The organism is Desulfosporomusa polytropa (assembly GCF_055380075.1).
Window position 1 is genome coordinate 3,734,302 of the sequence record NZ_AP042400.1, and the last position, 26,523, is coordinate 3,760,824.

The window sequence follows — 26,523 nt, forward strand, 5'->3', positions numbered from 1 at the left end:
GCTGCGCCTCAAAGAAACTCTTCACCAGGATCAAGGTACATCGAATAATCTACCATATATAATGGATATGACAACTCCAGCGTTTGCGTCTGACCGTCCCAGTGGGTTGCCATATTAAATAATTGTCCCATATCATTAACGGTTATAAATGGCTGTCCGTCCACAATCATGATGGGAGCTGCTCTCCCGTGAATGAGCAATTCCGGTTTATTAGGCTGCCATTTTATGCGTTCACCTAACACGGCAGCCACCGGCAACGCTGGCACTACCCAACCGGATTTTTTCTGATGAATATCGCCTGATAGTATCTGACCCTCGAATTTAGCCACAGGCAACATCAATTCCAGGCAATTTTGTTTGTTATTCCATACTTCTCGCCCACCAAATAATGTTGGTAGATATTCCACACTAATATATACCGAATTACCACGCTTCTTGCCAGGAGCCATTTTATTTTGGCGAGATACAATTTGTTGATTTTCATCCCAGTTGACCGAAGTATTTAAACTATCAGCCAATGCCATAACAGGTATCTGCTTTTCACCAGCTATTGAAATTATGTGTTCTCTACGCATTGTTCCGTTTATCTTGAGCTTGTGAGTTTGGGCAAATTCTATTTGCCTGTCAGGAACCTCCTGAATCAATGACTTCAAGTAGGTATCTTCCGCTAAACCATCTAAACCAGCACTGGCAAGTGCCTGTTTAACACTAGCCAGTGTAATTTTCTGCCTGCCATAGACATCCGGATAGATGCCAATAGAAGCTTTTCCGCTGGCATCTATCCGCACTTTAACCCGCTCATACTCTATCTTAACCGGCGTATCGCAAGTAACCTGCTCAAATAAGTCTTCCACATCTTCTTCCTGCATTCGCACACAACCATTCGACACAGCTGTCCCAATCGACCAAGGTGCATTTGTTCCATGAATGCCGTACATAGGCGCAATACCCAGCCAGCGATATCCCAAGGGATTACTCGGCCCTGACGGCACTATAGCTCCTTTGCCAGGAGGGTACCAGCAGGGATTCACCTCTTTTTCCATTATTAAAAATTCCCCTGTAGGTGTAGGTGTGGACGGCTTACCAATGGCAATTGGGTATTCCTTGAGCAGAGTATCCCCTTGGTACAGTTCCAGCGTACGACTAGGAAGATTGATGATAATTTGCGGCAACACAGCCTGTTTAATGGCCTGTACATTAACAGGCAGAATAGTCATGATAGATCCTAAAATTATCCAAAAAATCTGTTTGCATACCCGCTTCTCATCCATACTGCCATCCCCTTTTAGCAAATGCCTAAGACAATAACATATATGAATCGGCAGCAATTGATATGCGTGAATTACTTGGACAAGCCACAAAAAAAGATAAGGCAACACATTATAACTGTGCTACCTTATCTCTTTTAACTTGTACTTAATTAAAAGCCCAATTCCTCACCGATAATAATTACCTCAACATCGGTAGCTGCTGGCTTTTTATGCATAACAGTAGTGACATTACATATCCGGGTTGGCCCCTGACAATCCATGCATTCACCTGTAACCGTACAGGGATTCGGGCGATTTAGCCGTTTATTATTAATAGGAGCAGCAAACAGCTCAATCCTGTCCATTGCAGTCTCAAGATTGGTAACAATTTTATTAACGCCAGTAATCACAATTACTTTCTTGGGCCCGAAGATCATCGCCGCCACCCGGTTGCCTGCGCCATCAACATTGACAAGCTCACCCTTTAGCGTAAGCGCATTGGTGCCTGTTAAAAATACGTCACAAGTCATTTCCTTGCGACGAATCTCCAGTGTCTCTTCCGGCGATAAACCAGGTTTGTTATGATTAAATACAGTATTGCCCCGTTCCTCAAGCAGCGCGTCAATACCAACTTCTTTAATTGTCCATGAGCCGCCAATACCTACGGTCACATCATTAGGAATAAGGGTAGCGATTTTGTCTAATGCTTCTTGCTTGGTGTTTACATAGCTAGCCGTAAAATGATTCTTCTGCAAAGCTTCCACGACTTTAGCACCAATTGTCTGATTGTGCCAGGTTTTAAATTCGCTCATGTTCATTTCTCCCCCTCAACAAATATATGTATTAGGAAAACAAGGGCCGCTTACTCATGTACGCCACAGCCATTTCTCTCATTTCCACAGCAGCATATTGATTGTACACCATGTTTATATGCTTGGCGTAGGATAAGCCGTTAAAACTGCCATTGGCTTGGATGGTGATAGACTCATTAAGTTTATCGGCAAAGTCTGGCGTGAGTGCAACTTCCTCTACTGCTTTCACAATACCATCAGTTGCATCTACCAGCGCAATCTGGAGCGTACCGGTAGCTATCGCTTCCTGCGGATACACGCGAATACCTGACGGCACAGTATGCCAGGAATAGGGCGCATCATTCCACTTACCTGTCCCCAATTTAAACAGCAAAAAAATAATAGGACCATCAATGTATAGACCTAACTCGACTACACCACTCTTAATATCTTCAATTTCCTGATCGCTAATTCCTGCTTTGACAATAAGCAGACTATGCCCCTCATTATCTAAACGATACCTAATCTTCTCTTCCAGCTTGCCTTGCCCTGGTATATATAACTGCCCAACCTTGCCTATCGGCATGGCTTGTCCACCACTTTTCATATATAATCTACTTTTTATATTATAACATTATCCATATAGATAATCAAAATAAGTCGCCTTTGTGCCGAATTGTTAAGAAAATCTTACAGAAGTTTTTTATCTCCCTTTTGTAATAATTTGATGTTATTTTCGGGAAACTATATATAACAAACTACTAGGAGGCGATTCTTGTGTTACAGCACAAATTCAGGGGATGCGACAATTGCCTGGAAAGCAGCTCCTGTGAATTTTCCTCAGAGTTCTGCCCTAAAACCGTGCTTGATCACAAGCTTGATAGCGATTTAGCCGCAGACCCTGTATTTAAAAAGTACCAGGAATTTTACCAGCGCTTAAAAAACTAGCGACTACTATAAGGAGGTCTGCCGTGAAAACTAAAATAAAATATTATCACGGTAAGGGATTTAGCAAAAACCTCTCCTCTGTTACCATCTTAGCCGGTGCTCGCACCGACCCGGAAATCAAAAAAAACATTGAGAAAGCCCGCCCGGAACGCAAAAGCAACGGACAGGCCCACCAAACATTTTAAACGCTATAGAAAATATCTCGTCTGTTGCTTATGGCTGCCACCTGGCAGCCTATTTTTTGGGTTGCAGCCAGGTTAATGCCTTTTGGCAAACCATGATTCTCTTCCATAACAGCTAGTACCTCTTCCAACGCAGCATTACCTGCACGCTCACCGATACCAGCGGCAGTTACACTGGCAAACATTGCCCCACTTTGTAAGGCGGTTACCGTATTGGCTGTAGCCAATCCAAAATCGTTATGAGCGTGAAATTCTATCGGCAGTGAACAACGGACAGCCAAATCGCTCATTATTTTCCGGGTACTAAACGGGTCTAACAATCCAACCGTATCTGCATAACGGATGCGTACGGCCCCTAGACGCTCACTTAATTCAGCCAATTCCCAGAACTGATCGGGATGGGCCCTTGAGGCATCTTCGGCCCCCACCGATACACAACAGCCATGACTCTGGGCCAAATAAACAGCACGGGTAAGTTGATCAAACACCCACTTTCTGCTTTGCTTTAGCTTACGATAAATATGCAAATCAGATACAGGTACAGATATATGCAAAAACTCAAAACCACAGGCAACAGAAGCTTCAATATCTTGACGGCAGGCACGATTCCAGGAAAAGGCAACCGCCTTCAACTCAGCGTCCAGGATGAGCCGCATGGCTTCAGCCTCTTCCTGCCCCATAACCGGGGTACCTGCCTCTATCCAAGTAATACCGGCGTTATCCAGTGCAATTGCAATTCCCAGCTTTTCCATAGCAGAAAATACAATCCCGGCCGCTTGTTCCCCATCCCGCAAAGTGGTATCGATAAGAAAACCTTGTTTGAGTTCTGGCATAAATCGGCTCCTTTCAGCCTGACAAATATAAGCTCCGGAGTTCATCATCGCTTAGGGCTGTTTTTTTCCGAACAGCTAATGCCCGTACTCCAGCCAGCAAATGCTTACTCTCTTCTTCTTCCAATTTAATACCCCAAGCCGCAAATTTTGTTCGAAGTGCCGCGGTCCCTGAATGTTTACCAACAATAAGCTGTCGGCATAGTCCTACCAGTTCAGGGGCAAACGGTTCATAGAGCTCCGGAGCTTTAGTAACGCCGTCAACATGTAGACCTGATTCGTGCGCAAAAATAGCCGGGCCAATAACAGCTTTGTCTGCCGGAACCGTCAGATTCAACATAGAGAATATCTGCCAGCAGCCAATGGCAAGTTTACCTGGCAGCTTAGTATTGATCCCCAAAAATTGCCTAGCTGCTATAAGCACTTCTTCCCAGGGAGTATAACCGTCAATCCCGCCTACCGCTGCCAACACTTGTGTAGCACCAGCCTTCAGCGCTGCCAGAGTATTGGCGGTTGCCAAGCCATAGGCATTACTAGCTGAAATGCCTATGGGGCATGCCAAACTACTTTTTAGGAGAGTTATTTGGTCAAATAGCGCGAACAGATTTCCCTTGCGTTGTTGGTATATAACACCAACAACCGGGTATTGCTTAAGATTAGCTATAATACCGGACAATTCGGTTGCCGTAAGGCCTTCTAGCCCTTCCAACAACAAAGTTACCGCCAAGCCGCGCGCGCTGGCTTCCTCCATAACTTCCTTTAGTCTGACGCCAAAGTCCAGCTGTTTAGCATCACAAACCAAGATCATTTGCGTTATACCTGCCTGCTCGGCCAGTGACAATTTACAGCCTGCGAAATCAAGCAGCCCATAAAGTGTAATCTTGTTTTGCACTTCAGCCAACTCCGGACGATCACATTGCCATTCAGCAAGGTGAATAACGGCCTGTTGTATCCCTAAACTTGCTAGTATACCGGCAAAATCCACAAGTTTTTGCGCAGTATACTGTTGCCTGACAGCTATATTCAAGGTCTGATCCAACCACATAAGCTTGTTCATATTGATCACCCGCAACGTTGTTTTCTTATCATCAGTTTGACACCATTCGCTGAGCGTTCAGCCTTACAGTCAAGGCGTCCACTTGCCCATTCGGCCTCCAGCCAAGGCGGGATATGACTGCATAGAACCTCCACCTGGTAATAACTCTTTGCTAAAAGTGGTTGCAATACTTGTTTCGAGGTTAAACCACTGCCGCTTTGCTGAATATCCTTGAGAGATACCTGAAAGCAGCCCGGCTCAGTCTCAACAATAGCTGGGACTGTAGATTTTACTGGCTCACGCTCGCGGGAGGATAACTCTTCCTGCACCAAAATGTATTCTAGAAAATCCGCGGGACGACCTCCAAACTCCCAAATACTAAACCCGTGATATTCCAACTCTTTGTATAACAAACCAACTACTGCCTGCGCAACAAATACCCGACATTGCCCTAACCATTGAATCATGTCTGCCAGCTGCCGCCGCACTCCAGCCATACCGCTTGCGCGGTCAAGTTGAAAAGGCAAGGAGTCAACCAATTGCCACTTCCCCTGCTGGCGACGATAAACTACTACTTTTCCCGGTTCGTCCAAGGAGGCTGTACTGCCATTGTCCCCAATAAATACCGCTATGTCCCGCCCCATGTTCTTTCCTCCTTTGCCTTTACACGACCGCAGCTTTTAGTCCAAGTTGTTCGACGGCATAATAAAGCCCACTCTCCACCGTATAGCAATATTCCACAGACATAATGCCCCGCTTTAATAAACGTTTTTGTGCCTGATAACCGATCCGCATGGTCAATACAGCGTCACAATCGCTCAATGCCGCAATTATAGCCTCTCGACGTTTATCTTCGCTATCGCAGCCCTCGTTACCAGTACAATATTTTTCTAAACTGCGGGTTTCCACTAATTGATACCGGCTATTATTTACTTGATAAATATCAAATTCTTCGGCCTGACCAAAGTGCAAATCAACCAGTTTGCCTGATTGGGTAGTAACCGCCACTTTGTAATGACCGACAAACGGCACTGGCTTACGCTCAACTGGTTCAACCGGAGTGGCAGCGGCGCAGCCTCTAAACTCGCTATTACGGTCCTGGCCCAAAAGACCAATCGCATCTGCTCGGCATTGGCGACAATGAGTCATCTGTTTCAGTTCACTCTTACAAGCCATCCTCATCTCCGTAACATCATGCATATTGGTTTGCGGCAACCCGGAAAATACACTACCTTGCGTGGGAAGGAAGGGCATAATATTGGTTAGGGTAGCACCCAATTGTTTGACCTTTTTAACTACAGTAGGTATATGCCAGTCATTAACCATTTTAATCATTACAATGTTTACCTTAACAACAACACCATGACCAGCTAAATACAGTATGCCTTCCTGTTGGTTGTTCATGAGGATTGCTGCGCCTTCTGCCCCGACATAACGAGTACCTTCATAATTGACAGCGCCATAGATCTGTGCGCCAACCTCCGGATCAGTACAGTTAACAGTTACTGTGACATGGCGCACACCAAGTTTGACTATTTCTGGAGCGTATTTCGGCAATAGCAACCCATTGGTTGACAAACAAAACATCATATTGGGATCTGCTTTTTTTATAAGCTCAATAGTCTCACGGGTTTCATCCCAATCAGCCAGAGCATCCCCCGGACCGGCAATTCCAACCACACTAAGATTGGGGATGGCAGCTTTCACCTTTTCAAATTTTACAAGTGCCTCTGCAGGTGACAATACTTCACTTGTTACCCCGGGGCGGCTTTCGTTGACACAATCAAACTTGCGGCTGCAATAGTTGCAACTGATATTGCACCTTGGTGCTACCGGCAGATGCATGCGCGCATATTGATGTTGGGCTTGACTGGAAAAGCAAGGATGTTTATCGGTAAGCACGCTCGCCATAGAGCGGCCACCTCCTTTCTTCAAGTGGGAATTACGATGATTTACTATAATATTTCTGGTACATATCCTGGCGGTAGTGCTGGTATTTTTCGGTTAGAAGGGTGTTGGTAATCCTATCTAGCAAGTTCATAGTGCCAGTATAACCTACTGACAACAGCCTCTGTCCACCCACTCGGTCATGAATAGGAAACCCTAATCGCACTAGTGGAATATGATCTCTTTCTGTAAGAAAGCGCCCGTCTGAATGACCAATAGCAATATTAGCCCCACCAGCCTTGGCCTGCTGTTGAACTAAATTAAAGTCAGGTTCTGATAATACAATGGTTTCGGCTGACATTTCAGATTTTGGTAAAAGTCGCGACAGATTGCCGCTTTTATCCCCAGTCACCACTACTGGGCGAATTCCGTTTTCCAGGCAGAGCTGCGTTACAGCATAGACGAGTTCAGGATCACCAAAAATGGCGCTGCGCCCGGCGAAATTATATTTGTGGGAATCAATCATGGCATCAATCAGCCGTCCCCGTTCGTTTTCAATGTCAGCAGGGCGTTTCCTACCGCTAATACTTTCTAGCACACCCATAAAGGCGTCCGTGTTTTGAATACCAATAGGTATAGGTACAGAATATAGTGGTACCCCAAAGGTATCTTTAAGATATTTTCCTGGCGATACATTACTATCTAGGGTAACACCCAATTCAATGGTTGCTGCAGCACCACCCATGCGGTAAAGATCCGCAAGGGATGTGCCACCTGCAGGCAATTTACTATAATTAGCAAGGTACGGACGATCAAGAGTGTCCGCAATATCCGGGCACAACATATATTCTAAATCCATAGCAGCAAATAAACGTTTCAGTTCACGAATGTCGGCCGGACTAATACCAGGAATAAAGACATTAACCTTGTTATGGCGTTCGCTTGCTGCTGCCATTGTCTCTACCAACCGTCTGAGTGTCAGCCAGTAGCCTTCCGTGTGGCTACCACCATAACCGGGAGTGTTAGCAGTCACGATAGGCATGGTTAGTTTACGCTCCTGCCGGTAGTCAGCCACTATCCTGGCTATGTCTTCCCCGATAGTTTCGGCCAGACAGGTGGTAACAACACCAATCAATTCCGGCTGATAAACCTTACTAATATTATCAAGGGCCTGGCGTAGATTAGCCTCACCGCCATATATTGTCCCTTTTTCATTCAGTGAAGAGGAGCCGACATCAATTGGCTCATTAAAATGTTCGGCAATATGCCGCCGCATATAAGTGCTGCACCCTTGAGAACCATGGACAATTACCATGGCTCGTTCAATGCCCTTAAGTGCCAATATTCCACCCATAGGCATACACATATGACAGGGGTTTTCCATATCAGCCACCTCCTTGACGAGCAGTATATTGCCATACTGGCGAGCATACAGTAGAGTACACTTCCTGCGCAAAGTTAATGGCACCATCAAACCCGCTTAAGGGATGTTTGCGATTATGATTATGGTCAATGAACGCGAGTCCCAGCTTGTAGGCCAGCGGCCTTTCCTTGACACCACCCACCAACAAATGCGCTCCCTGCCCAGTCATAAACCGCTCGAGTTCTGCCGGATTGGCATCATCCAAGACAACAGTACCATCACTCACAAGCGCATTAATCGTGTCATATTCCTCCTGCCGCCCGGTCTGCGTACCTACCATTACTACCTCAATACCAATTTCACGAAACTGCTTAATCAGCGAGATAGCCTTAAACCCACCGCCAACGTAGACAGCTGCTTTTTTACCTGCTAGTTTTTCCCGGTAGCCTTTAATAATGGGTGACACTCGGTCAGTTTCCCGACGAATGAGTTCTTCAGCCTTGTCGCTAAGTTCACCGCCACCCATGGCTTCAGCAATGTTACGCAACGATTGCGCCGTATCGTCAAGCCCCAAAAAGGACACCTGTTGGTATGGGATACCATACAGTTCTTCCAGCTTGCCTGCCAAATAATACATAGAACCGGCACACTGAACAATGTTGAGTGAAGCCTTTGCTGCCCCTTTAATGGTGTCCCTTGTCGAATCACCGGTAAATACAGTGTTGACTTGTACCCCCATCTGCTTGAGATAGTCTTTAATAATCCAGGCTTCGCCTGCCAGATTAAATTCTCCCAGGTAGTTAATGGCTTTACTAGCGGCTGCTTCACGTCGGTCAACCGGATCCACGAGCTTCAGTAATGCCTCACAGGCAGCCCGATAACCAGCTGATTTATTACCGATAAAACCACTGGATTCTACGGGAATAACCTCAATACCATGACGGCTGGCCGCCGCTTTGCACACAGCCGTCAAATCATCACCGATCACTCCGACAATACAGGTAGAGTACACAAACACCAGCTTGGCCTGATATTTGGCTACAAGTTCATCAATAATCCGCGCTAGTTTCTTTTCACCACCAAAAATAATGTCTTGTTCCCGCAAATCAGTAGTAAAACTGTTACGGTAAAGTTCGGAGCCACTGGACAGACTGCCGCGAATATCCCAGGTATAGTTCGCACAACCAACTGGTCCATGCACCAGATGAATAGCATCTGTAACCGGATTTAAAACCACTCTGGCACCACAGTACACACAGGCCCGCTGGCTGACGCAGCCAGCAATACTGTCTGCATCGCACTTTATTGTATTTTTTCTTCGTCCTTTGATAGCTATAAATTGATCTCTTTCGGAAATAGCCGCAGTCGCCTCGCTCATTTCTTCACCTCCTGGTTAACAACCTAACTACATAACCAACTCGAAATCTTCATCAGCAGCATCCCTGTCTGCTCTATCTAATAACGCATTGCTGATACTCTCGATCAGGCGCATAGCGCCGCGATAACCAACAATCGGCAAATAGGAATGGACACTGCGATCCAATACGGGGAAACCAACTCGTACTAGCGGAATATCTTCCGCGCGAGCTATATATTTACCGTAGGTATTACCAATAATCAAATCAACTGGTTTATTCTTGAGCCATTGATGGAAGGTAAATAGATCGCCACCGGCCTTGACATTAGCTGTCACACCCGCGGATGCCAGCATAGCCTGAATCTCTTCTTCAAAACTTCCGGTAACTGATCCTTTGGCCCCGCCCGGTGTACCTGTTAAGATATGGACTGGCTTCATTCCCAGACTCAGAACAAATTCTGTCAAACCGGTAACAATATCCGGATCACCAAAGATACCTACCTGTTTGCCATGAAAGTGAAAGTGAGTGTCAGTCATAATGTCTACCAATTGACCGCGCTCTTCTTCCAGCTCGTATGGTACTTCTTGTGCAAACGCCCGGCGTAAGGCTACAAGCAAAGCATCGGTAGCCTTAATGCCAATCGGTGTTTTCAAGGTAGTTGCTGGTACTTGACATTTTTGGACCAATAACTCGGCCGGATCACCGGAGGCAAAGCGCCCGAGAGCTAATGTCAGTTTAGAATTTCCACTGTCTTTTATCTGCGCCACTGTCGCACCACCCTGAGGAAACATGGTGAACTTTCCTGTCATTGGAGCATCCAACACACCAGAGGTATCAGGGAACATGATTGACTTAATTCCCATGACCTTAACAATACGTTTAATCTCCCGCATATCACCAGGATTAACGAAACCGGGTATGATATTGACCTGTTCCTTTTTTACCGGTAAAGTGGCTTCTGCCAGATAACTGACCATCCCCTTGGTCATGTTAGAAAAGCCGGTAACGTGTGATCCCAGGTAGCTCGGCGTATTGGCATGAATAACGACCTTGCCTTCAGGAATCTCGGTTGATTTAATAATACTGGGAATATCATCACCGATGGTCTCTGTCAGGCAGGTAGTGTGCACTGCCATAACCTCCGGGTTATAGATAGAAAAAACATTTTTGATGGCGGTTTTTAAATTGGCACCACCGCCAAATACTGATGCCCCCTCGGTAAAACTCGAAGTAGAAGCCATGGCTGGTTCCCGGAAATGCCGGGACAAGTGCATGCGATGAAACGAGCAGCAGCCTTGTGAGCCGTGACTATGCGGCAGACAACCGTGAATCCCCAGGGCGGCGTACATAGCCCCAAGAGGTTGGCAGGTTTTAGCCGGGTTAATAGCACCGCCACTATTACGTTCTTTAAGTTCTTTTGGTGTACAATCCAGCATATCAGGCCACTCCTTCCTCATTTACAGTACCGGTTAACAATGGTTCATCCTTCCAAGGGGGAACTATGAAGTTCCAGGTAGGAGAAGCAAACCCCATACTCACGTCTCGCGCAAAATTAACTGCACCATTAAAACCAGCATAGGGACCGCTGTAATCATAAGAATGAATCTGTTTGGCCGGAATCCCCATCTTCTGGATCACATATTTATCCTTGATACCTGAGGCAAAAATATCAGGTTTGAGAAGTTTGATGAATTCTTCGGTTTCAAAGTGGTTGAGGTCATCAACAATAATACTGCCATCCTTCATCGTCACATTCATACCTGCATAGTGGCTCAACGGGATTTTTTGCTTGAGCTCTTCGAGTTTTTCTGGTGATACCTTCATGCGGAAACGCCGTTCATCTACACTTACCTTCAACTCGGGAATATTCTTTGAATCGGCATCGGTTTTGATAGAAGGAATAACCTGCCGCCCTTCATAATCATCCCGATGGGCAAATTCATAGCCTGCTAATACTGTCTCAATCCCCAGCTCAGCAAATAGTCCTTGATAATGATGTCCACGCGAACCGCCGACAAAGCAGAACGCCGTCTTGCCGTCGCAAATCTTCTTATACTGCTCCATGAGTGGTTCTATTCGCAGCAATTCAGCGGCGATTACTTCCTCCGTTTTGGCAATCAGTGCCTCATCATCAAAGTACAACGCCATATTTCTGAGAGAATCACTGATGCCTTGAACGCCAATGAAATTGACTTTAAGCCATGGTGTACCATACTTTGTCTCCAGCATCTCCGCGATATAATTTATCGAGCGGTGACATTGAACTAAATTGAGTTCTGCCGTGTGGGCATTCTTTAGTTCTTCATAGGAACCATCACCAGTCATGACAGATACAATGGTATAACCGATCTCTTTTAAGACCCGCTCAACTTCCCAGCTATCGCCGCCAATGTTGTATTCCCCAAGTATATTGATAGGATATTTGCCTGCGGCCTGCTCGGTTTCGCTAGCCCCGATGACCCGCTCCATCAGAATGTTGTTGGCAATATGGTGACCAGCCGACTGGCTAACACCTTTATAGCCTTCACAGCTAAAGGCAAGGACAGAAACCCCATGGCGGGTTTCCGCGGCTCGGGCTACAGCACCAATATCGTCACCAATTAGTCCTACCGGACAGGTGGCTGAAACAGTAATGGCCTTAGGATGGAATATCTCTACTACCTCGTCAATGACCTTAGCAAGTTTCTTTTCACCGCCAAACACGATGTCGCTTTCCTGCATGTCGGTGGATACACAATAGTTAATGAAATTTTGGGTGGGATCATCCGACTTGGCTTTATTACGGCGAGTCCCCCAGGTATAGTAGCCACAACCAATCGGGCCGTGGGTGATATGAACCATATCTTTAAGCGGGCCAAGCACAACGCCTTTGCAACCAGCGTAGGCACAGCCGCGGTTGGTAATAATACCAGGAATCGTGCGGGTATTAGCTTCAATTACCTGCGCGCTCTCAGCTCCATCTTTAATAAGGATGTGCTTTGTACGGTTTTTCTGAACTTTAGATGGATATTGGTCAAGAATTTCTTGTAACTCCTTTTCAGTAACAGCCATGCTGCTTACCCCCTTTGCTTCCTTACTAACTAAGCTTATACTGCGTCTTCTCCGGCCTCACCGGTACGAACCCTAATAGCGTCCAGCATGGGCATAATAATGATCTTTCCATCTCCCACCTTATTTTCGGTGCGATTAGCCGACATAATGGCCTCCACAATCTTGGGCACATCTTCATCATGCGCTAAAATCGTAAATAAACGCCGTGGAAACAACCGATGTCCATCAAGAAAGCCGTCAATCAACATTTCCGCATCTTGCTCGTCAGCACCAGCCAAATTCATCATTTTTTCTTTCCGCTCCGCTACAACGGCCGGATCATCAATTAACTTGCCCCGCCCCATGACCTTAAAGGCTGTGAAACCGGCTACCCCGGCTTCTACCAATGCTTTCTTGGTAGCACTTGTTTTATTCATACGCACTATGGCTAGAATCTCTTGCATGGTACAGCCTCCTTTACAGTTCTTTCATGCCGCTTGACACGGTATATACCTCGGAAACCGGCGTTATGAATATTTTGCCGTCGCCATAGGCTCCTTTTTCTCCCGTTTTAGCCGCTTCCATGATTACCTTAATAATTTCCTGTTTATATTCAGCCCGCACTGCCATTAAGAGCAGCGTCTTGGGGATTTCATCATAAACGACCCCGCCAATTTTAATGCCCTTTTGTTTGCCGCGTCCCACAACGTCAACGACGGTAACAGCGTTAAATCCGGCTTGTGACAGTTCGGCCAGCACTTCATCCTTTTTATCTGGTCTAATAATGGCTCTGATTAATATCACAACATTCACTCCTTCATATTTCGTCGTTTAAATTTAGGCAATAGCGTCAAGGAAGCCGTGCTGCATCATTAGTTCTTCCAAACGGTCTTGCGTCATTGGTTTGGGAATAACGAACAGCTTATTTTCGTCGATAGCCTTAGCCAACGCACGGTATTCATTGGCCTGACCGGCTTCAGGATCAAAATCAATAACTGTCTTTTTATGAATTTCAGCACGTTGAACCAAGTTATCCCTAGGTACGAAATAGATGAGCTGAGAACCAAGTTCTTCAGCAAAGGCTTTCAAGAGTGGCAATTCATTATCTACCTTCCGGCTGTTGCAGATAATACCGCCCAATCGAACCTTGCCTGTTGTTGCATATTTTTGAATACCTTTGGCAATGTTGTTGGCCGCATATAAAGCCATTAATTCTCCCGAAGCTACAATATAGATTTCTTCGGCTTTGCCTTCTCTAATCGGCATGGCAAAACCGCCGCAAACAACGTCACCAAGCACATCATAGAACACATATTCGAGTTCCGGTGTATAGGCTCCCAGCGATTCCAACATATTGATTGAGGTAATTATGCCACGACCAGCGCAGCCTACCCCTGGTTCAGGACCACCGGATTCCACACAGAGAGTATTTTTAAAGCCTGCTTTTAAAATAGCATCAAGTTCAATATCATCACCTTCATCACGCAGTGTATCAAGCACTGTCTTTTGACAAAGTCCATTTAATAGTAACCGTGTAGAGTCGGCCTTAGGATCACAGCCAACCACCATAATATTTTTTCCAGCTTCAGCTAACGCCGCAACCGTGTTTTGCGTTGTAGTCGATTTACCGATACCGCCTTTACCATAAATAGCAATCTGTCTCATTGTTAACTTCCTCCCTTTTTTCTATAACGATAATTTTGGCATGGCGGGTTTATATGTTGAAAAATGTTAGTACGTAGCATATAATAATAAAAGGTATGTCAATAAACCCTTGCCGCCCGCTTGGGGATTGCGACTTACTCTGGCTTCACGGGTACTACTAATACGCGTGAAGCTTTTTATTTGTATCGAAGATAATCACCCCCTCAACCTGTGATAACAAGTCGAGGCTTACCCCAGTTAATAATTGGGGTAAGCCTCATTGCTTGTAAAACATATTAAATTATCTACAGGAATTGTTTTGCGCCTAAAAACATAAAAAGCTATGAGCAGAATTCTCTACTTCATAGCTTCATCGCTAAAGATTATTATCTTGTAAGCACACTATACCATAGCTGTCGCCAACCCGCAATAGCTCTGTATATTTTCGGAAAATTAAGTTTTATAAGTGTAATGGCAGCTATGACTTATTATTGCATTTCCATGAATATCTGGTTATACTTTTACTAGACTACTGTCAATTGACAGAGTAAAATCCCCAGAAGGGAGGTTTCTCCTTATGGAAACTTCTAACGATGAAGTCCATGCACTGCTGGCCGCAATAGTATCTTCCCTCAACAACACCCTCTATGACCTCTCGGCTGAGAGCGAGAAAAATGACAATAAGGTAACTGCCAAACGCCTGGAATATTCCCGGCAAAAGGTTATGAGCGCCTGGGAAGTATATAACCAAAAACGTACCAGCAAATAAAAGAAGCTTAATGGACTCTGTCCATTAAGCTTCTTTTACACTCTGTCAAAAACAATGTCTTTGACAACTTCCCCTGCAATAATGAGGCCCACCACCGACGGGACAAAGGCAATACTGCCGGGAATTTGATGGCGCGATGTACATTTGCGTGTTGTCCCCTGTGGGCAAATACAGCCAGCGCTACAACTAGAGCTCTCGGTCGCCACCGGGGTAATTGGCGCCTCTTTCGAATAGACTACCTTAAGTGAAGTGATGCCCCGCTTTCTTAGCTCCTGACGCATCACTTTGGCCAGGGGACACACGGAAGTACGAAAAATATCAGTCACCTCAAACTGTGTTGGGTCCAGCTTATTACCAGCCCCCATAGACGAGATAACCGGAATATTTTTAGCTTTGGCCCGAGCAACAAGATCAAGCTTGCCGGTAACAGTATCAATAGCATCTACGATATAGGTATAATCATCGGCAAGCAGTTTTTCGGCCGTATCTGGCAGATAGAACTCTTGAAAAACCGTGACCTCAGCCTTAGGATTTATCTCGAGAATACGTTCCCGCATAACCTCAACCTTAGGTCTACCAACCGTTTTTCTAGTAGCATGCAGTTGCCGGTTAATATTAGTCAGGCAAATACAATCATCATCGACCAGCACAAATTTACCCACACCTGAGCGTACCAGACCTTCCACAACATATGTGCCAACCCCGCCAATACCAAAAATGGCCACCTTGCTTTGGGCTAGTTTACCCAGGCCCTCTGTGCCGATTAATAATTCTGTCCGGGAAAATTCATGTAACATCTATTGTCACCCTTTATCTTACTGTAGTTGATGCATTGTATTAGTGTAGCAAATATCCCCAGACCAGTCAACAAGCCCGTGATCTTACTTACGGGAGATACGTGGTTTAATGGTTTTACCACATTTCGGACAAATGTAATTGCCCTCTTGATCCACTTCCATTACGACTCCACACTGAATATGCACCAGCATCCTGCCACCTCCTAAATTAGTACCACAATAAACAGTATATGAGTTTTAACGAAAATTAGACCAGAATAGTTAAAAAGTAGATAGAGCCAGAGGGATGGCTGCTATCTACTTTAAAAGGGGGAATATTTATTTAACTATTCACCACATGACTTTCGTTTTAAAAGCTGTGGCTCAAAGAGAATTGTAATTGGTTTCTTGGATGAACGGCCACCCTTCATGCGTTTTATCAGCAAGTCTGCGGCCTTATTTCCCATATCATAGACAGGCTGTGCAACAACTGTCACTGGTGGATCAATTAACTGCGCCCACTCCCAGTCGTCAAAGCCCAGCACCGCAATCTCTTTAGGAATCGTTACACCCATTTGTTTAATTGCCTTTACCACTGACATGGTAATCATATTATTCGCACAAAAAATACTTGTTGGTTTATCTGCAGTCACCTCACCGCCAAGTAAAGCCTGCAGTTTGGACAAAATTACCGCATCTTCCATACTTGTCTGTACCAGCCATTCTTCCCGGAAGGCAAGATTATGCACTGCCAAGGCAGCTTGATATGCTTGTACCCGTTCCAGTCGTGGACTGACATGGTCATAGGGCAGAGTAAGCATAGCAATACCAGCATGACCTAGTGCTACCAAATGATCGATAGCCTGCCGCACGCCCTTCGCACTGTCTACCGTCACGGTATCAATAGTAATATCTGACGCCTTGCGGTCAATAAGCACAATGGGAATCGTTTGGTTGACCTGCGCAATAAGCTCGTTATTGCAACCGGTGGTATTAATAATCAACCCATCAATCTGCTTATCTACCAGCATATTGACATAGTCCCGCTCTTTAGCAGGATCATCATCTGCATTACACAAAATCAGATTAAAGCCAGCCTCATTCAGTGTATCTTCAATACCTCTAATAATACTGGTAGAAAAGGGATTTAAGATATTGGCAACAATGGCACCTACTGTATGGGTTCGCTTTTGCTTGAGGCTGCGAGCCAACGCATTTGGCCTATAGTCAAGTTCGGCAATAACCTGAGCAATACGTTCTTTCGTATCTACTCCCATATGATCATACAAGCCATTTAGATATCTAGATACAGTGCTTTTAGAAACTCCTGCTCTCCTGGCAACCTCAGCAATTGTGACAGCCATTATTTGTTACCGTTGTACCCGTCCTGAACCATCACCACCTGCCAACGCTTTTACTTCGCTAACAGTTACATGGTTATGGTCCCCTTCAATGGTATGCTTGAGACAAGAAGCTGCTACAGCAAACTCAAGAGCGTCTGCATTCGAGTAGTTATTCAGCAGAGCATAGATTAAGCCACCACCAAAGGAGTCGCCACCGCCAACGCGGTCAATAATGTGAATGGCATAGTTTTTCGAGAAATAAAATTCATCATCTTTATACAGCATAGCTGCCCAGTTATTATCAGAAGCTGAGATGCTGCCACGCAGGGTAATAGCTACAGCCTTAAAACCAAAGCGTTCTTTCAGTTTTTTCGCAACATCTTTGTAACCATCATGACTAAGCTTACCACCTGTAATATCGGTGTTATCGGCTTTAATGCCGAATACTTTTTCCGCATCTTCCTCATTGGCAATACATACATCCACATAAGGCATGAACTCCGCCATAACCTTACCGGCTTTTTCGCTAGTCCACAGGTTTTTACGGAAGTTAAGGTCGCAGCTAATTGTCAAACCTGCTTCTTTAGCAGCTTTACAGGCTTCCAGTACACACTCGGCCACATTGTCGCCCAGCGCCGGAGTAATACCAGTAAAATGGAACCATTCAGCACCTGCAAAAATTGTTTTCCAGTCAAAATCCTCTTTTTTAGCGCCAGAAATTGAGGAATGGGCACGATCATACACTACTTTGGACGGACGCTGAGAAGCGCCTTTTTCACAGAAGTAAATTCCCAGACGCTCTCCGCCGCGTACCATATAACGAGTGTCAACGCCATAGCGACGCATTTCATTGACAGCAGCCTGCCCAATTGGATTTTCAGGAACCTTAGTTACAAATATAGCTTCTTCCCCGTAGTTAGCTAAAGATACACTTACATTGGCTTCGCCGCCACCGTAAACAGCCTCAAAACTAGGAGTTTGTTCAAAACGTTGGTAGCCAACCGGAGCTAACCGGAGCATGATTTCACCAAAACATACTACTTTTTTCACACTATCCACCTCATTATATAATATTTACTTTCCCGATGACTAACTCGCTCTAAGCCTCCCGCTTCCGTAGCGGAAGACAAGAGCGATTAAGTCCCTGGATAAGAGCAGACTAACCTTCATTCGGGGATGAACCCCGCCTGAAGCTAAGGCTGCTTACTTACCGCGAGCTTGACGTACTTTTTCGACAAACTGCTTGCCAATCTCCGTGATTGAATCATAATCGCCTGTTTTAGCACCAGCAGTCAATTTACCGCCTACGCCTACGGCTACACAGCCTGCTTTAATCCAATCCTGTACATTTTCAAGGGCCACACCGCCTGTCGGCATAACCGGCGCTTGCGGCAACGGTCCTTTCAAGGCTTTTACAAAGGAAGCGCCAAGTGCTTCACCAGGGAACAATTTAATAATGTCTGTACCGGCTTCCATCGCATCAACGACTTCTTTAATAGTCATGCAACCGGCCATGATTGGTATTTGATAGCGGTTACAGAGTTTTACTGTTTCGGCATTGAATGAAGGGCTGACAATATATTGTGCGCCTGCCAAAATAGCAATCCGGGCAGTCTCGGAGTCAAGGACAGTGCCTGCACCAATAATCATCTCGCCATTTTTATAATTAGCAACCAGATCTTTAATTACATCGGCAGCACCAGGAACGGTAAAAGTAATCTCAATAGCGGATATTCCGCCTTTAAGACAGGCATCGGCAATTTTCACAGCTTGTTCCGAGCTTTCAGCACGAACAACAGCAACAACACCAGTATCCATAATTTTTTGCAGAACATTTAATTTGGGTATCATTTTATTTCTTCCCTTCCTTTGGTAAACCGGTTTAGGAAATCGGTTTACATGATGATATTGATTATATTAGCTATTTTTTTTACTATTCCTGCTTATTTTTGCAAAAATCTAAAACATTTTTTATTCAGAGACTTTGTTGTTTGAAAATTTCTTTCGACTAGTATATATAATCCATGATATAGTTTTTCCTCCCATACAGAAAATTACTCCAAACCAGCTATTTATTGACGCGGTATTCTGTAAATAGTATAATTTACCTATACTAGCAGGGGAGGCGAACAAGGATGGATATTGCCGCAATTTCCATGATGTCTTCACAAATAAATGTCAGCAACCAGGCCGATATCCTTATGCTCAAAAAAGTTATGAATACAGCCACAGAACAAGCTGACGGCCTGATGCAGCTTATGTCTGCGACAGCCCCTAGCATTTCCCCGCCTAATTTAGGCAATAACATTGATATAGCGGTCTAAGCTAAAAGCTTCTGGGAGTAAACTCAGAAGCTTTTTTCTACGATATATTAGTAGATAACTCAGACAAGGAGGTCTTTTATGAATAAGGTATATGCACTTATCGGTCCCCCGGCCGCGGGAAAATCCAGTATCTTACGCGAGCTTGCCCAATATGCCATTCCGGAAATGGTTAGTCATACTACCCGCAAACCCCGACCTGGCGAAGAGCATGGTGTTCACTATTATTTTGTTAGCAAAGATGATTTTCAAAAGAACGAGCTTATCGAACGAGTAGAATACTCGGGAAATTTCTACGGACTGAGCAAAGCAGAAGTATTAGACAAAGTCAAACTTTACCCGGTAAGCCTGGTAACTATTGAAATGCAAGGGCTTACTCAGCTAAAAAAATTACTGGCCAATCGCCTGGAATCCATATTCCTTATGGCCGACTACGATACGCTTATTACCCGCATGCTCGATCGCGGCGATGATACAGCACTTATCAACCGCCGTATTGAATACGCCAAAAGTACTGGTGAGTTCGACCAATGGCAAACAGCCAATTATGTAGTAAAAAGCACCGGTTCACTGGAAATCGTCGTGAACCAAATAATGGCCATCATCGGCAAAGTTACCCTGCCTGACAAAACCATATAGCAAAAGGCCGCCAATTGAATTTGGCGGCCTTTATTTTTTACTACTATACTTCAACATCATCAGCAAGCATGCCGCGCTTATTACGCAAACCGGCAATGATGCCAAAAATAAAGATCACGATCGCGAGGGTAAGCATAACACCAGAAATCGGGCGGCCAAAGAAGCCCATAAAGTCACCCTTAAAGTACATTAATGACTGTAGCAGTGAACTCTCAATCATTTTACCCAACACAAAGGTCAATACTACAGGCGCCATCGGAATATCAATCTTCTTCATTACATAACCCATAACTCCGAAGAAGATCATGACCCAAATATCCCAGACACTGCCACTGATGCTATAAGCGCCCACAACAGAGATAATTACAATTAAAGGATACAATATCTTCGAAGGTATTGTTGCAACCTTCCCCCACATTCCAGCCATTGGCAAATTCATAATTAACAGCATAAAATTGCCGATAAACATACTGGCAATAACGGCCCACACAAATTGAGGATTACTCTGAAACAATGCCGGCCCTGGTGTAAGACCATGCATAATAAAAGCGCCAAATAATACGGCAATCGTTGGCGAACTGGGAATGCCCATCGTAAAGAGCGGAATCAGTGCGGCTCCACAATACGCATTATTGGCCGTTTCTGGTCCGGCAACGCCTTCAATAGCCCCCTTGCCAAAACGCGACGGATCTTTTGCCAGCTTTTTTTCTAAAGTATAGGAAAGAATAGCGGGAATGACCGAGTTAGAGCCGGGAATCAAACCAGTTAAACAACCCAACCCGGTTCCTCTGGCAATCGCCATCAACGTTGGACGCCATTCTTCCCGGTTAGGCAATAGCTTACCTACCTTGGGAGTTTTCTGGGCATGCATTGAGGTCTCTAAGCCCAACATAACCTCAGAAATACCAAATAACCCCATCGCAATTGTCACAAAGTCAAAGCCTTCCATCAAATGCAGTTCCCCAAAAGTAAATCGCAGCGCCCCCGAGATTGGGTCCATGCCAATGAGCGATAAGGTTAAACCAACAATAGCAGAAATGGTGCCGCGAATAATCGATTTGCCCATTAAACCAACAACCATAACCAAGCCTAAAATCATCAGCGAAAAAAATTCTGGCGGACCAAATTTGAGCGCCAGCTCTGCGAGCGGTGGCCCGATAAACACTAAGCCAATTATTGCAACCGTGCCGCCAATGAAAGAGCCAATACCGGCAACCCCAAGTGCTGTGCCTGCACGCCCCTGTTTGGCCATTGGATATCCATCAAAGCAAGTGGTGACCGAGGCAGCTTCTCCTGGCGTGTTAATCAGCACTGACGTCACGGTACCGCCATAAAGCGAACCGTAATAGATACCTGATAACATGATAATCGCCGGTATCGGGTCCATAGAAAAGGTAATTGGTAATAAGAGCGCCGTACCAGTAGTAGGTCCAAGACCTGGTAAAACACCGACAAGCATACCAATAGTGACACCGATCAAACAGTATAAAAGGTTCCATCCACCCATAGCAATATCAAAACCTTCGAGTAACGGCATAAATGCATCCATCAGTTTCTCTCCCCCCTACCAGCCAAAATCATTGACGGGGAGTGAAACCCCGAGCAGCGACTGAAATACAACTAACAACATCACTGATATACTTACCGAAATTCCCAGCGCAGTATACCATTTGAAGTCACGCACAAACATAATAAACTGTAACATGGTTGCCGAAATAACAAAACCCAAATAAGAAACTACAATTGGAAAAAGAATAAGACCAGCTACGGTTGATACAATGTTCTGACTGGCTTTTCCGCCAGGTAAAATTTCGCTAACCTTAATAACATCATGTCTAATAGAATCCACAATATAACACAAGGTAAGCACAATTAAGATTCCGCTCAACCATAGCGGAAAAAACCCTGGACCAGGCCCAAGACGGGTGGAATACTCAAGCGACAGTGACTGTTGAAAGATGATTATCGCATATACCAGGGTAATTATCCCTGCCCAAACTCCAGCTTTTTTCACCCTAACACTTCCTTTCTTGCTTACCAGCACTATTCTCTGCCAGTGTTTGTCGGATAAAAGGAGAGCGAAGATTTGCTCTCCGCTCTCATCGGTTATTACTTCTTTTTACCTGCTTCGATGATAGGTCCTAGGATTTTTACATCCGATTCAAGGAACTGCTTATACTCAGCAGGGTTTTTGTAATCAATCCCTAAAAATGATTTGTTCATAAACTCAACGAACTTAGGATCTTTCACTGCCTTAGCAACCGCATCTTCTAAGATTTTAGTAACTGCGTCAGGGGTTTGCTGTGGAACTGCAATGCCTCTATAGGTGCCAGTAACAGCATCAATGCCTTTTTCTTTAAGTGTCGGAATATCTTTTAATCCGTCAAAACGCTTCTCAGCCATAACAGCCAGTGGCCGCAATTTACCAGCATCAATTTGCGCCTTAACTTCCCCAGGTCCGTAAATACCGAAATCGGCTCTGCCGCCAAGAATCTCAGTGATTGCCGGTGCTGCGCCAGTAAATGGTACAGTTACAAAGTCTACACCAGCAGCCTGGGTGAATTGAATTGCATAGAAGTTGGGAGTAACCGAAGCGGCAAAATTCAATTTGCCAGGATTAGCTTTAAGATCTGCCAGCAAATCTTCAATGGTCTTATATTTTGAACTAGTTGATACTACAATAACCGTCGGGTCGGTATTAACATTAGCAATCAATTTGAAGTCAAAGGTTTTAAATGGAGCCTGTCCTTGTAACGGCAAGGACACAATTTCACGAGTTACCATTGTCAACGTATAACCATCAGCTTTGGCTTTAAGACCTTCTGCCATACCAACAGCGCCGCCGCCACCAGTTTTATTTACAACAACGACATCTTGACCAAGAACGCCTTTCAGAGCTTCTGCAAACGCCCGGCCAACTGCATCGGTACCGCCACCAGCAGCAAATGGAATAATAAGTTCAATTGGTTTGGTAGGATATTTCGCTTCTTCCTTTTTGGCTGTTTGGTTGCCACAGCCAGTAATGGCTAATGAAGCAACAAGTAGCGAAACCAGTACAAGAGATACCCATTTTTTCATACTCATTCTCCCCTATCAAATTTTTTCGAAAACAAAAACCAGACTAAGTGCCATCAAAGTCCGGCATTTATTGTGTCCAAATATTCAGACACAATAAAAACGCACCTATTATATATCAAGTTTCAGTTTACTATATTTATACTTATTTATCAACATAACAAAATTGCTTTATTTTTGCACTCAATTGTCAACTTCGACTTCTAATGCGAAACGGGGGACCGCCTTGCCATCTAGCATAATAGTTTCACAAAACATGGCCTTAGGCCGCACCCATAATCGATATTCGCCATACAGCGCCCGGTAGACAATCAGCGGCTCCATAGTTTCACTATGAATAGCCTCACCCACAACCTGGTACAGCTTGCCTTTATAATGGCGATAAATCCCGGTCTTTACTCTAACTCTCACTTCTTCAGCCATGTTACACTCCTTAATTCTAATGCAAAATTGGGGATAGTTTTTTGTAGACTACCAGGGTAATTAGCGAAACAATACTACCTTTAAACAAATTAAAAGGTACAATAGCAAACACGATAAAAGTCTTAAGATCAACAATCAACGGGTTAGCTACCCTCCCCATGGTAATAATAGCCTCAAGGGGAAGATGTAATGCGGATTGATACAATGGAATTAATACCCAATAATTAACTGCCGCGGCCACCAGCGTCATTGAGGCTGTTCCAACAGTAAGCGCCAGCATGGCCCCTGTACGGTTCTTTTTTATCCGATAAATAAAAGCCGCAGGCACAACAAAACCTGTACCAACCAGGAAATTGGCCATCTCGCCAACCCCCGCCGTTTGGGTACTGCTCATATGTAAGATATTTTTCAGCAGCACAATCAAACACCCTGCCAATGGCCCCAGCGCAAAAGCGCCAATAATAGCTGGTATATCACTAAAATCCAGTTTCAAAAAAGGTGGCATAAAAATAACCGGCAGCTCCAGCAGCATCAGAATGGTGGCTGCACTTGCCAAAATTGCCACTCGCGTCATATAAACCATATTTGTATGCACTTACTATCCTCCTACCCACTTACTGCAATAATGGCGGATTATCTGACTCACCATTATGCAATGCCGCAATAATAAATTCCGCCAGCACGCTTTCTATGATCGTCTCATGAACAGCCATAACCTCTTCCATTTCCAAACCATGACGCAGATTCATATACTCAAATACCTGCGCCAATCCCGCCGCATATACTTCCTGGACCTCATCTGGCATTTTTCCTCTAAGGACGTCATAATAAAGCAACCCGTAGCGCTTGCTAATATCCTGCAAATGCAAGGCAAACAAGTACTTATAATCCTCTATCATATCCATCATCGAACTTCTCCCCTTTTTACCAGCTGTGCGCTTCTCAGCAACACATTGCACCTACTTATTTATTCGCAACCAATCGCTAAATCCCTACATGTTTTTTTAGATAAGTAGGAAAACACATAGGACTTCTGCTGTCGTTTGGTGAATTCTATTTTCATCTACTTATCTGACTGGAGGAATTACCTTGAAAAAAATTCCCTTCTTACCAAAACTACTCCTACTCCTTATACTGATTACTTCTACAGCTTTACCTGCACAAGCTGTCTTCTCAGCAGTAACCAATGTCGACCAAGTTAAATTATTCTCCGAGCCAACCCCTTCAGCGGCAGTTATTGAGACGCTTAAATTAGGCGATGTGGTCAGGGTATCTAGCAAATCTGAAGATGGTCAATTCTGGCAAGTAGAACACAAAAACCACCAAGGCTGGATTATATTTCAGCAGCTAAGCCCTAAAGACCATCGGTATTAGACCGGCCGTCTGTTAGGTATGTTAAACCACAAAGGACACAAAGAACGCAAAGGGATACGAAGGGTAGATTGTTTAATAAAATAGAACTTTGGAAACTTTGAGTACTTTGCGGTAACACTCCTTAAAATAGGCTTGACGCCTGCAAACTTCTTTACTGCGGAATATCTGTAATCTCAAATAAACTAAACATAATAAGGCGGTGTTTTTTATGGCGTTAACCCAAAAGATGCATAATATTCTCCTCTTACAAGATAACGCATTAAAAAAGGGATGTGTTAGGACTGAATTACTGTTAGCAAAAGAACTTCGTGTTGATGACCGCGTAAGATTAAAGTGTCGTCTTAATACTTGTGAGCAATATGGAGCTAACCTAATGTGCCCACCGAATGTACCTGATTTAGCTGAAACTAGTCAAATTCTAGAAAAGTATACTTTCGCGCTGGTAATGCAGATTACCGAACCACTTTCTGGCAGTGATTACATCGAACCTTTTCATAAAATCAAAAATAATTTTGGCCAAATCATCGTTGAGCTCGAAAAGGAAGCCTTTCGTATGGGATTTACTTTGGCAACAGGACTCTCTGGCGGCCATTGCACGCTATGTGAGACCTGCGTCAGGAAAGAGGGAAAATTTACTTGTCGCCATCCCCAACAAGCGCGCCCATCTATGGAGGCGCTAGGAATAGATGTGGGCGAAGTATGTAGACGGCTAGGGTTACCAGCTGACTTTATTCCGGGAGAAGTTACTTTGACAGGCCTCTTATTAATTGATTAAGAGCCACACTATAAAACTATAGGGGACGGTTATTGGCTTAAATCGAATTCAAGTCAATAACCGTCCCCTATATTGCTGTGATTGTCCACTCAGTATCACCATTTATCAATTCTAAACAAATTACCAAATACGACTCTAAGGATACCGCTAAAGCACAGAATCAAAACACCAAAGGCACAAAATGTAAACAAATAATCGAGCATTTGCCACAGCCTCCTTATGCTTTAGTTTCTTACTTTAAGAATAACATACTATGTAAAACAGTTCCAGGGACAAAAGTCCTAACTTACTATAAAAATTGTCATTTTTGTACTATATATTCCAATAAAAAACTACCAGGGACGGTTAAACTCCGACTGTCCCTGGTAGTTTATGTTGCATACAAATCGACAAACCTAAAAACTCATCCAATTTGCCTTAACTCATCCTGCCGAATAGCAGCCTCCATAAGCTCACTCCACTTTTGATTATTTGCGTCTTCCTGACAAAACTGCAAATATAAATCGGCTACAGCCATGGCTGCCTGCTGTTCGCGGATGGTTAAGCCCGCTTTAGCCACTATTGCCGCCGCTTCCTTCCCTGCACGCTCTACTAATGCCTGGCGTTTCGCTGCCAGTATTCCGACAATGGCCGGGACTGATTGTGCCAGTTCGATTTGCCTTGATTTTATCTCCATCGGAAGACCTCCTAATTACGATTCGCTTAGCTC

At 44.6% G+C, this 26,523-nt stretch carries 32 protein-coding genes; 7 read left to right on the forward strand and 25 right to left on the reverse strand.

Annotated features, from left to right (window positions below; all coding sequences use genetic code 11):
• Positions 1-8: 8 nt before the first annotated feature.
• From ACZ449_RS19105 to ACZ449_RS19115, 3 genes are all read right to left on the reverse strand, one after another.
• Positions 9-1,271, reverse strand: coding sequence for a L,D-transpeptidase family protein (locus tag ACZ449_RS19105; protein WP_464257646.1), 1,263 nt, complete (start codon positions 1,269-1,271; stop codon positions 9-11).
• A 149-nt stretch (positions 1,272-1,420) separates the two neighbouring features.
• Positions 1,421-2,062, reverse strand: coding sequence for a lactate utilization protein (locus ACZ449_RS19110; protein ID WP_464257647.1), 642 nt, complete (start codon positions 2,060-2,062; stop codon positions 1,421-1,423).
• A 31-nt stretch (positions 2,063-2,093) separates the two neighbouring features.
• Positions 2,094-2,648: a hypothetical protein gene (locus ACZ449_RS19115; RefSeq protein WP_464257648.1), complete on the reverse strand. Its 555-nt coding sequence runs from the start codon at positions 2,646-2,648 to the stop codon at positions 2,094-2,096.
• A gap of 170 nt (positions 2,649-2,818) precedes the next feature.
• On the opposite strand from ACZ449_RS19115, the gene ACZ449_RS19120 reads away from it, so the two are divergent.
• Both ACZ449_RS19120 and ACZ449_RS19125 read left to right on the forward strand, forming a co-directional pair.
• Positions 2,819-2,989, forward strand: coding sequence for a hypothetical protein (locus tag ACZ449_RS19120; protein WP_464257649.1), 171 nt, complete (start codon positions 2,819-2,821; stop codon positions 2,987-2,989).
• A 23-nt stretch (positions 2,990-3,012) separates the two neighbouring features.
• A complete protein-coding gene (locus tag ACZ449_RS19125) occupies positions 3,013-3,174 on the forward strand; it encodes a hypothetical protein (RefSeq protein WP_464257650.1) in 162 nt (53 codons plus the stop codon).
• Here ACZ449_RS19125 and ACZ449_RS19130 read toward each other — a convergent pair.
• The 11 genes from ACZ449_RS19130 to nifH are packed head-to-tail and all read right to left on the reverse strand — an operon-like array spanning position 3,171 to position 14,340.
• Positions 3,171-4,004, reverse strand: a complete 834-nt coding sequence (locus tag ACZ449_RS19130) for a beta/alpha barrel domain-containing protein (protein ID WP_464257651.1) — start codon at positions 4,002-4,004, stop codon at positions 3,171-3,173. The genes ACZ449_RS19125 and ACZ449_RS19130 overlap by 4 nt on opposite strands.
• 13 nt (positions 4,005-4,017) lie before the next feature.
• On the reverse strand, positions 4,018-5,058 hold the full coding sequence (locus ACZ449_RS19135) for a homocitrate synthase/isopropylmalate synthase family protein (RefSeq protein ID WP_464257652.1): 1,041 nt from the start codon (positions 5,056-5,058) through the stop codon (positions 4,018-4,020).
• 5 nt (positions 5,059-5,063) lie between these two features.
• Positions 5,064-5,681: a Fe-only nitrogenase accessory AnfO family protein gene (locus ACZ449_RS19140; RefSeq protein WP_464257653.1), complete on the reverse strand. Its 618-nt coding sequence runs from the start codon at positions 5,679-5,681 to the stop codon at positions 5,064-5,066.
• A 19-nt stretch (positions 5,682-5,700) separates the two neighbouring features.
• The gene (nifB, locus tag ACZ449_RS19145) at positions 5,701-6,948 is read right to left on the reverse strand and encodes a nitrogenase cofactor biosynthesis protein NifB (RefSeq protein ID WP_464257654.1); all 1,248 of its coding nucleotides are present in this window, start codon (positions 6,946-6,948) and stop codon (positions 5,701-5,703) included.
• Between the two features lie 31 nt (positions 6,949-6,979).
• Complete coding sequence (locus tag ACZ449_RS19150; RefSeq protein WP_464257655.1) at positions 6,980-8,308, reverse strand: nitrogenase component 1; 1,329 nt, start codon at positions 8,306-8,308, stop codon at positions 6,980-6,982.
• 1 nt (position 8,309) lies between these two features.
• Positions 8,310-9,665, reverse strand: a complete 1,356-nt coding sequence (nifE, locus tag ACZ449_RS19155; RefSeq protein ID WP_464257656.1) for a nitrogenase iron-molybdenum cofactor biosynthesis protein NifE — start codon at positions 9,663-9,665, stop codon at positions 8,310-8,312.
• A 27-nt stretch (positions 9,666-9,692) separates the two neighbouring features.
• Positions 9,693-11,081: a nitrogenase molybdenum-iron protein subunit beta gene (gene nifK, locus ACZ449_RS19160; RefSeq protein ID WP_464257657.1), complete on the reverse strand. Its 1,389-nt coding sequence runs from the start codon at positions 11,079-11,081 to the stop codon at positions 9,693-9,695.
• Between the two features lies 1 nt (position 11,082).
• Complete coding sequence (nifD, locus tag ACZ449_RS19165) at positions 11,083-12,696, reverse strand: nitrogenase molybdenum-iron protein alpha chain (RefSeq protein ID WP_464257658.1); 1,614 nt, start codon at positions 12,694-12,696, stop codon at positions 11,083-11,085.
• A gap of 35 nt (positions 12,697-12,731) precedes the next feature.
• Positions 12,732-13,139: a P-II family nitrogen regulator gene (locus ACZ449_RS19170; protein ID WP_464257659.1), complete on the reverse strand. Its 408-nt coding sequence runs from the start codon at positions 13,137-13,139 to the stop codon at positions 12,732-12,734.
• Between the two features lie 13 nt (positions 13,140-13,152).
• Positions 13,153-13,479 carry a P-II family nitrogen regulator gene (locus ACZ449_RS19175; protein WP_021167799.1) on the reverse strand — a complete coding sequence of 109 codons (327 nt, stop codon included), beginning with the start codon at positions 13,477-13,479 and terminating at the stop codon, positions 13,153-13,155.
• A gap of 33 nt (positions 13,480-13,512) precedes the next feature.
• Positions 13,513-14,340 (reverse strand): nitrogenase iron protein, encoded by an 828-nt coding sequence (nifH, locus tag ACZ449_RS19180; RefSeq protein ID WP_464257660.1) that lies wholly within the window; start codon positions 14,338-14,340, stop codon positions 13,513-13,515.
• A 556-nt stretch (positions 14,341-14,896) separates the two neighbouring features.
• Between nifH and ACZ449_RS19185 the strand changes: the two genes are divergently transcribed.
• Positions 14,897-15,088 carry a hypothetical protein gene (locus ACZ449_RS19185; RefSeq protein ID WP_464257661.1) on the forward strand — a complete coding sequence of 64 codons (192 nt, stop codon included), beginning with the start codon at positions 14,897-14,899 and terminating at the stop codon, positions 15,086-15,088.
• Positions 15,089-15,123: 35 nt separating this feature from the next.
• Here the strand turns inward: ACZ449_RS19185 and ACZ449_RS19190 are convergent, their stop codons facing one another.
• The 4 genes from ACZ449_RS19190 to ACZ449_RS19205 all read right to left on the reverse strand — a co-directional run bounded on the left by ACZ449_RS19190 (position 15,124) and on the right by ACZ449_RS19205 (position 19,058).
• Positions 15,124-15,885 carry a tRNA threonylcarbamoyladenosine dehydratase gene (locus ACZ449_RS19190; RefSeq protein WP_464257662.1) on the reverse strand — a complete coding sequence of 254 codons (762 nt, stop codon included), beginning with the start codon at positions 15,883-15,885 and terminating at the stop codon, positions 15,124-15,126.
• A gap of 326 nt (positions 15,886-16,211) precedes the next feature.
• Positions 16,212-17,228 (reverse strand): LacI family DNA-binding transcriptional regulator, encoded by a 1,017-nt coding sequence (locus tag ACZ449_RS19195; protein WP_464257663.1) that lies wholly within the window; start codon positions 17,226-17,228, stop codon positions 16,212-16,214.
• Between the two features lie 6 nt (positions 17,229-17,234).
• Positions 17,235-18,257 carry a PfkB family carbohydrate kinase gene (locus ACZ449_RS19200; RefSeq protein WP_464257664.1) on the reverse strand — a complete coding sequence of 341 codons (1,023 nt, stop codon included), beginning with the start codon at positions 18,255-18,257 and terminating at the stop codon, positions 17,235-17,237.
• A gap of 153 nt (positions 18,258-18,410) precedes the next feature.
• Entirely contained in the window at positions 18,411-19,058 is a 648-nt protein-coding gene (locus tag ACZ449_RS19205) for a bifunctional 4-hydroxy-2-oxoglutarate aldolase/2-dehydro-3-deoxy-phosphogluconate aldolase (RefSeq protein WP_464257665.1), read from the reverse strand.
• Between the two features lie 284 nt (positions 19,059-19,342).
• Between ACZ449_RS19205 and ACZ449_RS19210 the strand changes: the two genes are divergently transcribed.
• Both ACZ449_RS19210 and ACZ449_RS19215 read left to right on the forward strand, forming a co-directional pair.
• The gene (locus tag ACZ449_RS19210) at positions 19,343-19,531 is read left to right on the forward strand and encodes a YjfB family protein (RefSeq protein WP_464257666.1); all 189 of its coding nucleotides are present in this window, start codon (positions 19,343-19,345) and stop codon (positions 19,529-19,531) included.
• Between the two features lie 78 nt (positions 19,532-19,609).
• Complete coding sequence (locus ACZ449_RS19215) at positions 19,610-20,167, forward strand: guanylate kinase (RefSeq protein ID WP_464257667.1); 558 nt, start codon at positions 19,610-19,612, stop codon at positions 20,165-20,167.
• Positions 20,168-20,210: 43 nt separating this feature from the next.
• On the opposite strand, the gene ACZ449_RS19220 is transcribed toward ACZ449_RS19215, so the two are convergent.
• From ACZ449_RS19220 to ACZ449_RS19245, 6 genes are all read right to left on the reverse strand, one after another.
• Entirely contained in the window at positions 20,211-21,716 is a 1,506-nt protein-coding gene (locus ACZ449_RS19220) for a tripartite tricarboxylate transporter permease (protein ID WP_464257668.1), read from the reverse strand.
• 15 nt (positions 21,717-21,731) lie between these two features.
• Positions 21,732-22,181: a tripartite tricarboxylate transporter TctB family protein gene (locus ACZ449_RS19225; protein ID WP_464257669.1), complete on the reverse strand. Its 450-nt coding sequence runs from the start codon at positions 22,179-22,181 to the stop codon at positions 21,732-21,734.
• Between the two features lie 95 nt (positions 22,182-22,276).
• Positions 22,277-23,245, reverse strand: coding sequence for a tripartite tricarboxylate transporter substrate binding protein (locus ACZ449_RS19230; RefSeq protein ID WP_464257670.1), 969 nt, complete (start codon positions 23,243-23,245; stop codon positions 22,277-22,279).
• A gap of 180 nt (positions 23,246-23,425) precedes the next feature.
• Positions 23,426-23,665 (reverse strand): DUF1653 domain-containing protein, encoded by a 240-nt coding sequence (locus ACZ449_RS19235; protein WP_464257671.1) that lies wholly within the window; start codon positions 23,663-23,665, stop codon positions 23,426-23,428.
• Positions 23,666-23,681: 16 nt separating this feature from the next.
• Positions 23,682-24,260: an ECF transporter S component gene (locus ACZ449_RS19240; RefSeq protein ID WP_464257672.1), complete on the reverse strand. Its 579-nt coding sequence runs from the start codon at positions 24,258-24,260 to the stop codon at positions 23,682-23,684.
• Positions 24,261-24,279: 19 nt separating this feature from the next.
• Positions 24,280-24,573 carry a hypothetical protein gene (locus ACZ449_RS19245; RefSeq protein WP_464257673.1) on the reverse strand — a complete coding sequence of 98 codons (294 nt, stop codon included), beginning with the start codon at positions 24,571-24,573 and terminating at the stop codon, positions 24,280-24,282.
• A 181-nt stretch (positions 24,574-24,754) separates the two neighbouring features.
• Between ACZ449_RS19245 and ACZ449_RS19250 the strand changes: the two genes are divergently transcribed.
• Together ACZ449_RS19250 and ACZ449_RS19255 are read left to right on the forward strand one after the other, a co-directional pair.
• On the forward strand, positions 24,755-25,039 hold the full coding sequence (locus ACZ449_RS19250) for an SH3 domain-containing protein (protein WP_464257674.1): 285 nt from the start codon (positions 24,755-24,757) through the stop codon (positions 25,037-25,039).
• 208 nt (positions 25,040-25,247) lie between these two features.
• Entirely contained in the window at positions 25,248-25,814 is a 567-nt protein-coding gene (locus ACZ449_RS19255) for a DUF2284 domain-containing protein (RefSeq protein ID WP_464257675.1), read from the forward strand.
• 403 nt (positions 25,815-26,217) lie between these two features.
• On the opposite strand, the gene ACZ449_RS19260 is transcribed toward ACZ449_RS19255, so the two are convergent.
• Complete coding sequence (locus tag ACZ449_RS19260; protein ID WP_464257676.1) at positions 26,218-26,490, reverse strand: hypothetical protein; 273 nt, start codon at positions 26,488-26,490, stop codon at positions 26,218-26,220.
• Positions 26,491-26,523 lie beyond the last annotated feature (33 nt).

What these genes read in the sequence shown, in the direction of transcription:
- ACZ449_RS19105 (WP_464257646.1), bottom strand. Translation starts at nt 1,271, where the DNA reads ATGGATGAGAAGCGGGTATGCAAACAGATTTTTTGGATAATTTTAGGA.
- ACZ449_RS19110 (WP_464257647.1), bottom strand. Translation starts at nt 2,062, where the DNA reads ATGAGCGAATTTAAAACCTGGCACAATCAGACAATTGGTGCTAAAGTC.
- ACZ449_RS19115 (WP_464257648.1), bottom strand. Translation starts at nt 2,648, where the DNA reads ATGAAAAGTGGTGGACAAGCCATGCCGATAGGCAAGGTTGGGCAGTTA.
- ACZ449_RS19130 (WP_464257651.1), bottom strand. Translation starts at nt 4,004, where the DNA reads ATGCCAGAACTCAAACAAGGTTTTCTTATCGATACCACTTTGCGGGAT.
- ACZ449_RS19135 (WP_464257652.1), bottom strand. Translation starts at nt 5,058, where the DNA reads ATGAACAAGCTTATGTGGTTGGATCAGACCTTGAATATAGCTGTCAGG.
- ACZ449_RS19140 (WP_464257653.1), bottom strand. Translation starts at nt 5,681, where the DNA reads ATGGGGCGGGACATAGCGGTATTTATTGGGGACAATGGCAGTACAGCC.
- nifB (WP_464257654.1), bottom strand. Translation starts at nt 6,948, where the DNA reads ATGGCGAGCGTGCTTACCGATAAACATCCTTGCTTTTCCAGTCAAGCC.
- ACZ449_RS19150 (WP_464257655.1), bottom strand. Translation starts at nt 8,308, where the DNA reads ATGGAAAACCCCTGTCATATGTGTATGCCTATGGGTGGAATATTGGCA.
- nifE (WP_464257656.1), bottom strand. Translation starts at nt 9,665, where the DNA reads ATGAGCGAGGCGACTGCGGCTATTTCCGAAAGAGATCAATTTATAGCT.
- nifK (WP_464257657.1), bottom strand. Translation starts at nt 11,081, where the DNA reads ATGCTGGATTGTACACCAAAAGAACTTAAAGAACGTAATAGTGGCGGT.
- nifD (WP_464257658.1), bottom strand. Translation starts at nt 12,696, where the DNA reads ATGGCTGTTACTGAAAAGGAGTTACAAGAAATTCTTGACCAATATCCA.
- ACZ449_RS19170 (WP_464257659.1), bottom strand. Translation starts at nt 13,139, where the DNA reads ATGCAAGAGATTCTAGCCATAGTGCGTATGAATAAAACAAGTGCTACC.
- nifH (WP_464257660.1), bottom strand. Translation starts at nt 14,340, where the DNA reads ATGAGACAGATTGCTATTTATGGTAAAGGCGGTATCGGTAAATCGACT.
- ACZ449_RS19185 (WP_464257661.1), top strand. Translation starts at nt 14,897, where the DNA reads ATGGAAACTTCTAACGATGAAGTCCATGCACTGCTGGCCGCAATAGTA.
- ACZ449_RS19190 (WP_464257662.1), bottom strand. Translation starts at nt 15,885, where the DNA reads ATGTTACATGAATTTTCCCGGACAGAATTATTAATCGGCACAGAGGGC.
- ACZ449_RS19195 (WP_464257663.1), bottom strand. Translation starts at nt 17,228, where the DNA reads ATGGCTGTCACAATTGCTGAGGTTGCCAGGAGAGCAGGAGTTTCTAAA.
- ACZ449_RS19205 (WP_464257665.1), bottom strand. Translation starts at nt 19,058, where the DNA reads ATGATACCCAAATTAAATGTTCTGCAAAAAATTATGGATACTGGTGTT.
- ACZ449_RS19210 (WP_464257666.1), top strand. Translation starts at nt 19,343, where the DNA reads ATGGATATTGCCGCAATTTCCATGATGTCTTCACAAATAAATGTCAGC.
- ACZ449_RS19215 (WP_464257667.1), top strand. Translation starts at nt 19,610, where the DNA reads ATGAATAAGGTATATGCACTTATCGGTCCCCCGGCCGCGGGAAAATCC.
- ACZ449_RS19220 (WP_464257668.1), bottom strand. Translation starts at nt 21,716, where the DNA reads ATGGATGCATTTATGCCGTTACTCGAAGGTTTTGATATTGCTATGGGT.
- ACZ449_RS19230 (WP_464257670.1), bottom strand. Translation starts at nt 23,245, where the DNA reads ATGAAAAAATGGGTATCTCTTGTACTGGTTTCGCTACTTGTTGCTTCA.
- ACZ449_RS19235 (WP_464257671.1), bottom strand. Translation starts at nt 23,665, where the DNA reads ATGGCTGAAGAAGTGAGAGTTAGAGTAAAGACCGGGATTTATCGCCAT.
- ACZ449_RS19245 (WP_464257673.1), bottom strand. Translation starts at nt 24,573, where the DNA reads ATGATGGATATGATAGAGGATTATAAGTACTTGTTTGCCTTGCATTTG.
- ACZ449_RS19255 (WP_464257675.1), top strand. Translation starts at nt 25,248, where the DNA reads ATGGCGTTAACCCAAAAGATGCATAATATTCTCCTCTTACAAGATAAC.
- ACZ449_RS19260 (WP_464257676.1), bottom strand. Translation starts at nt 26,490, where the DNA reads ATGGAGATAAAATCAAGGCAAATCGAACTGGCACAATCAGTCCCGGCC.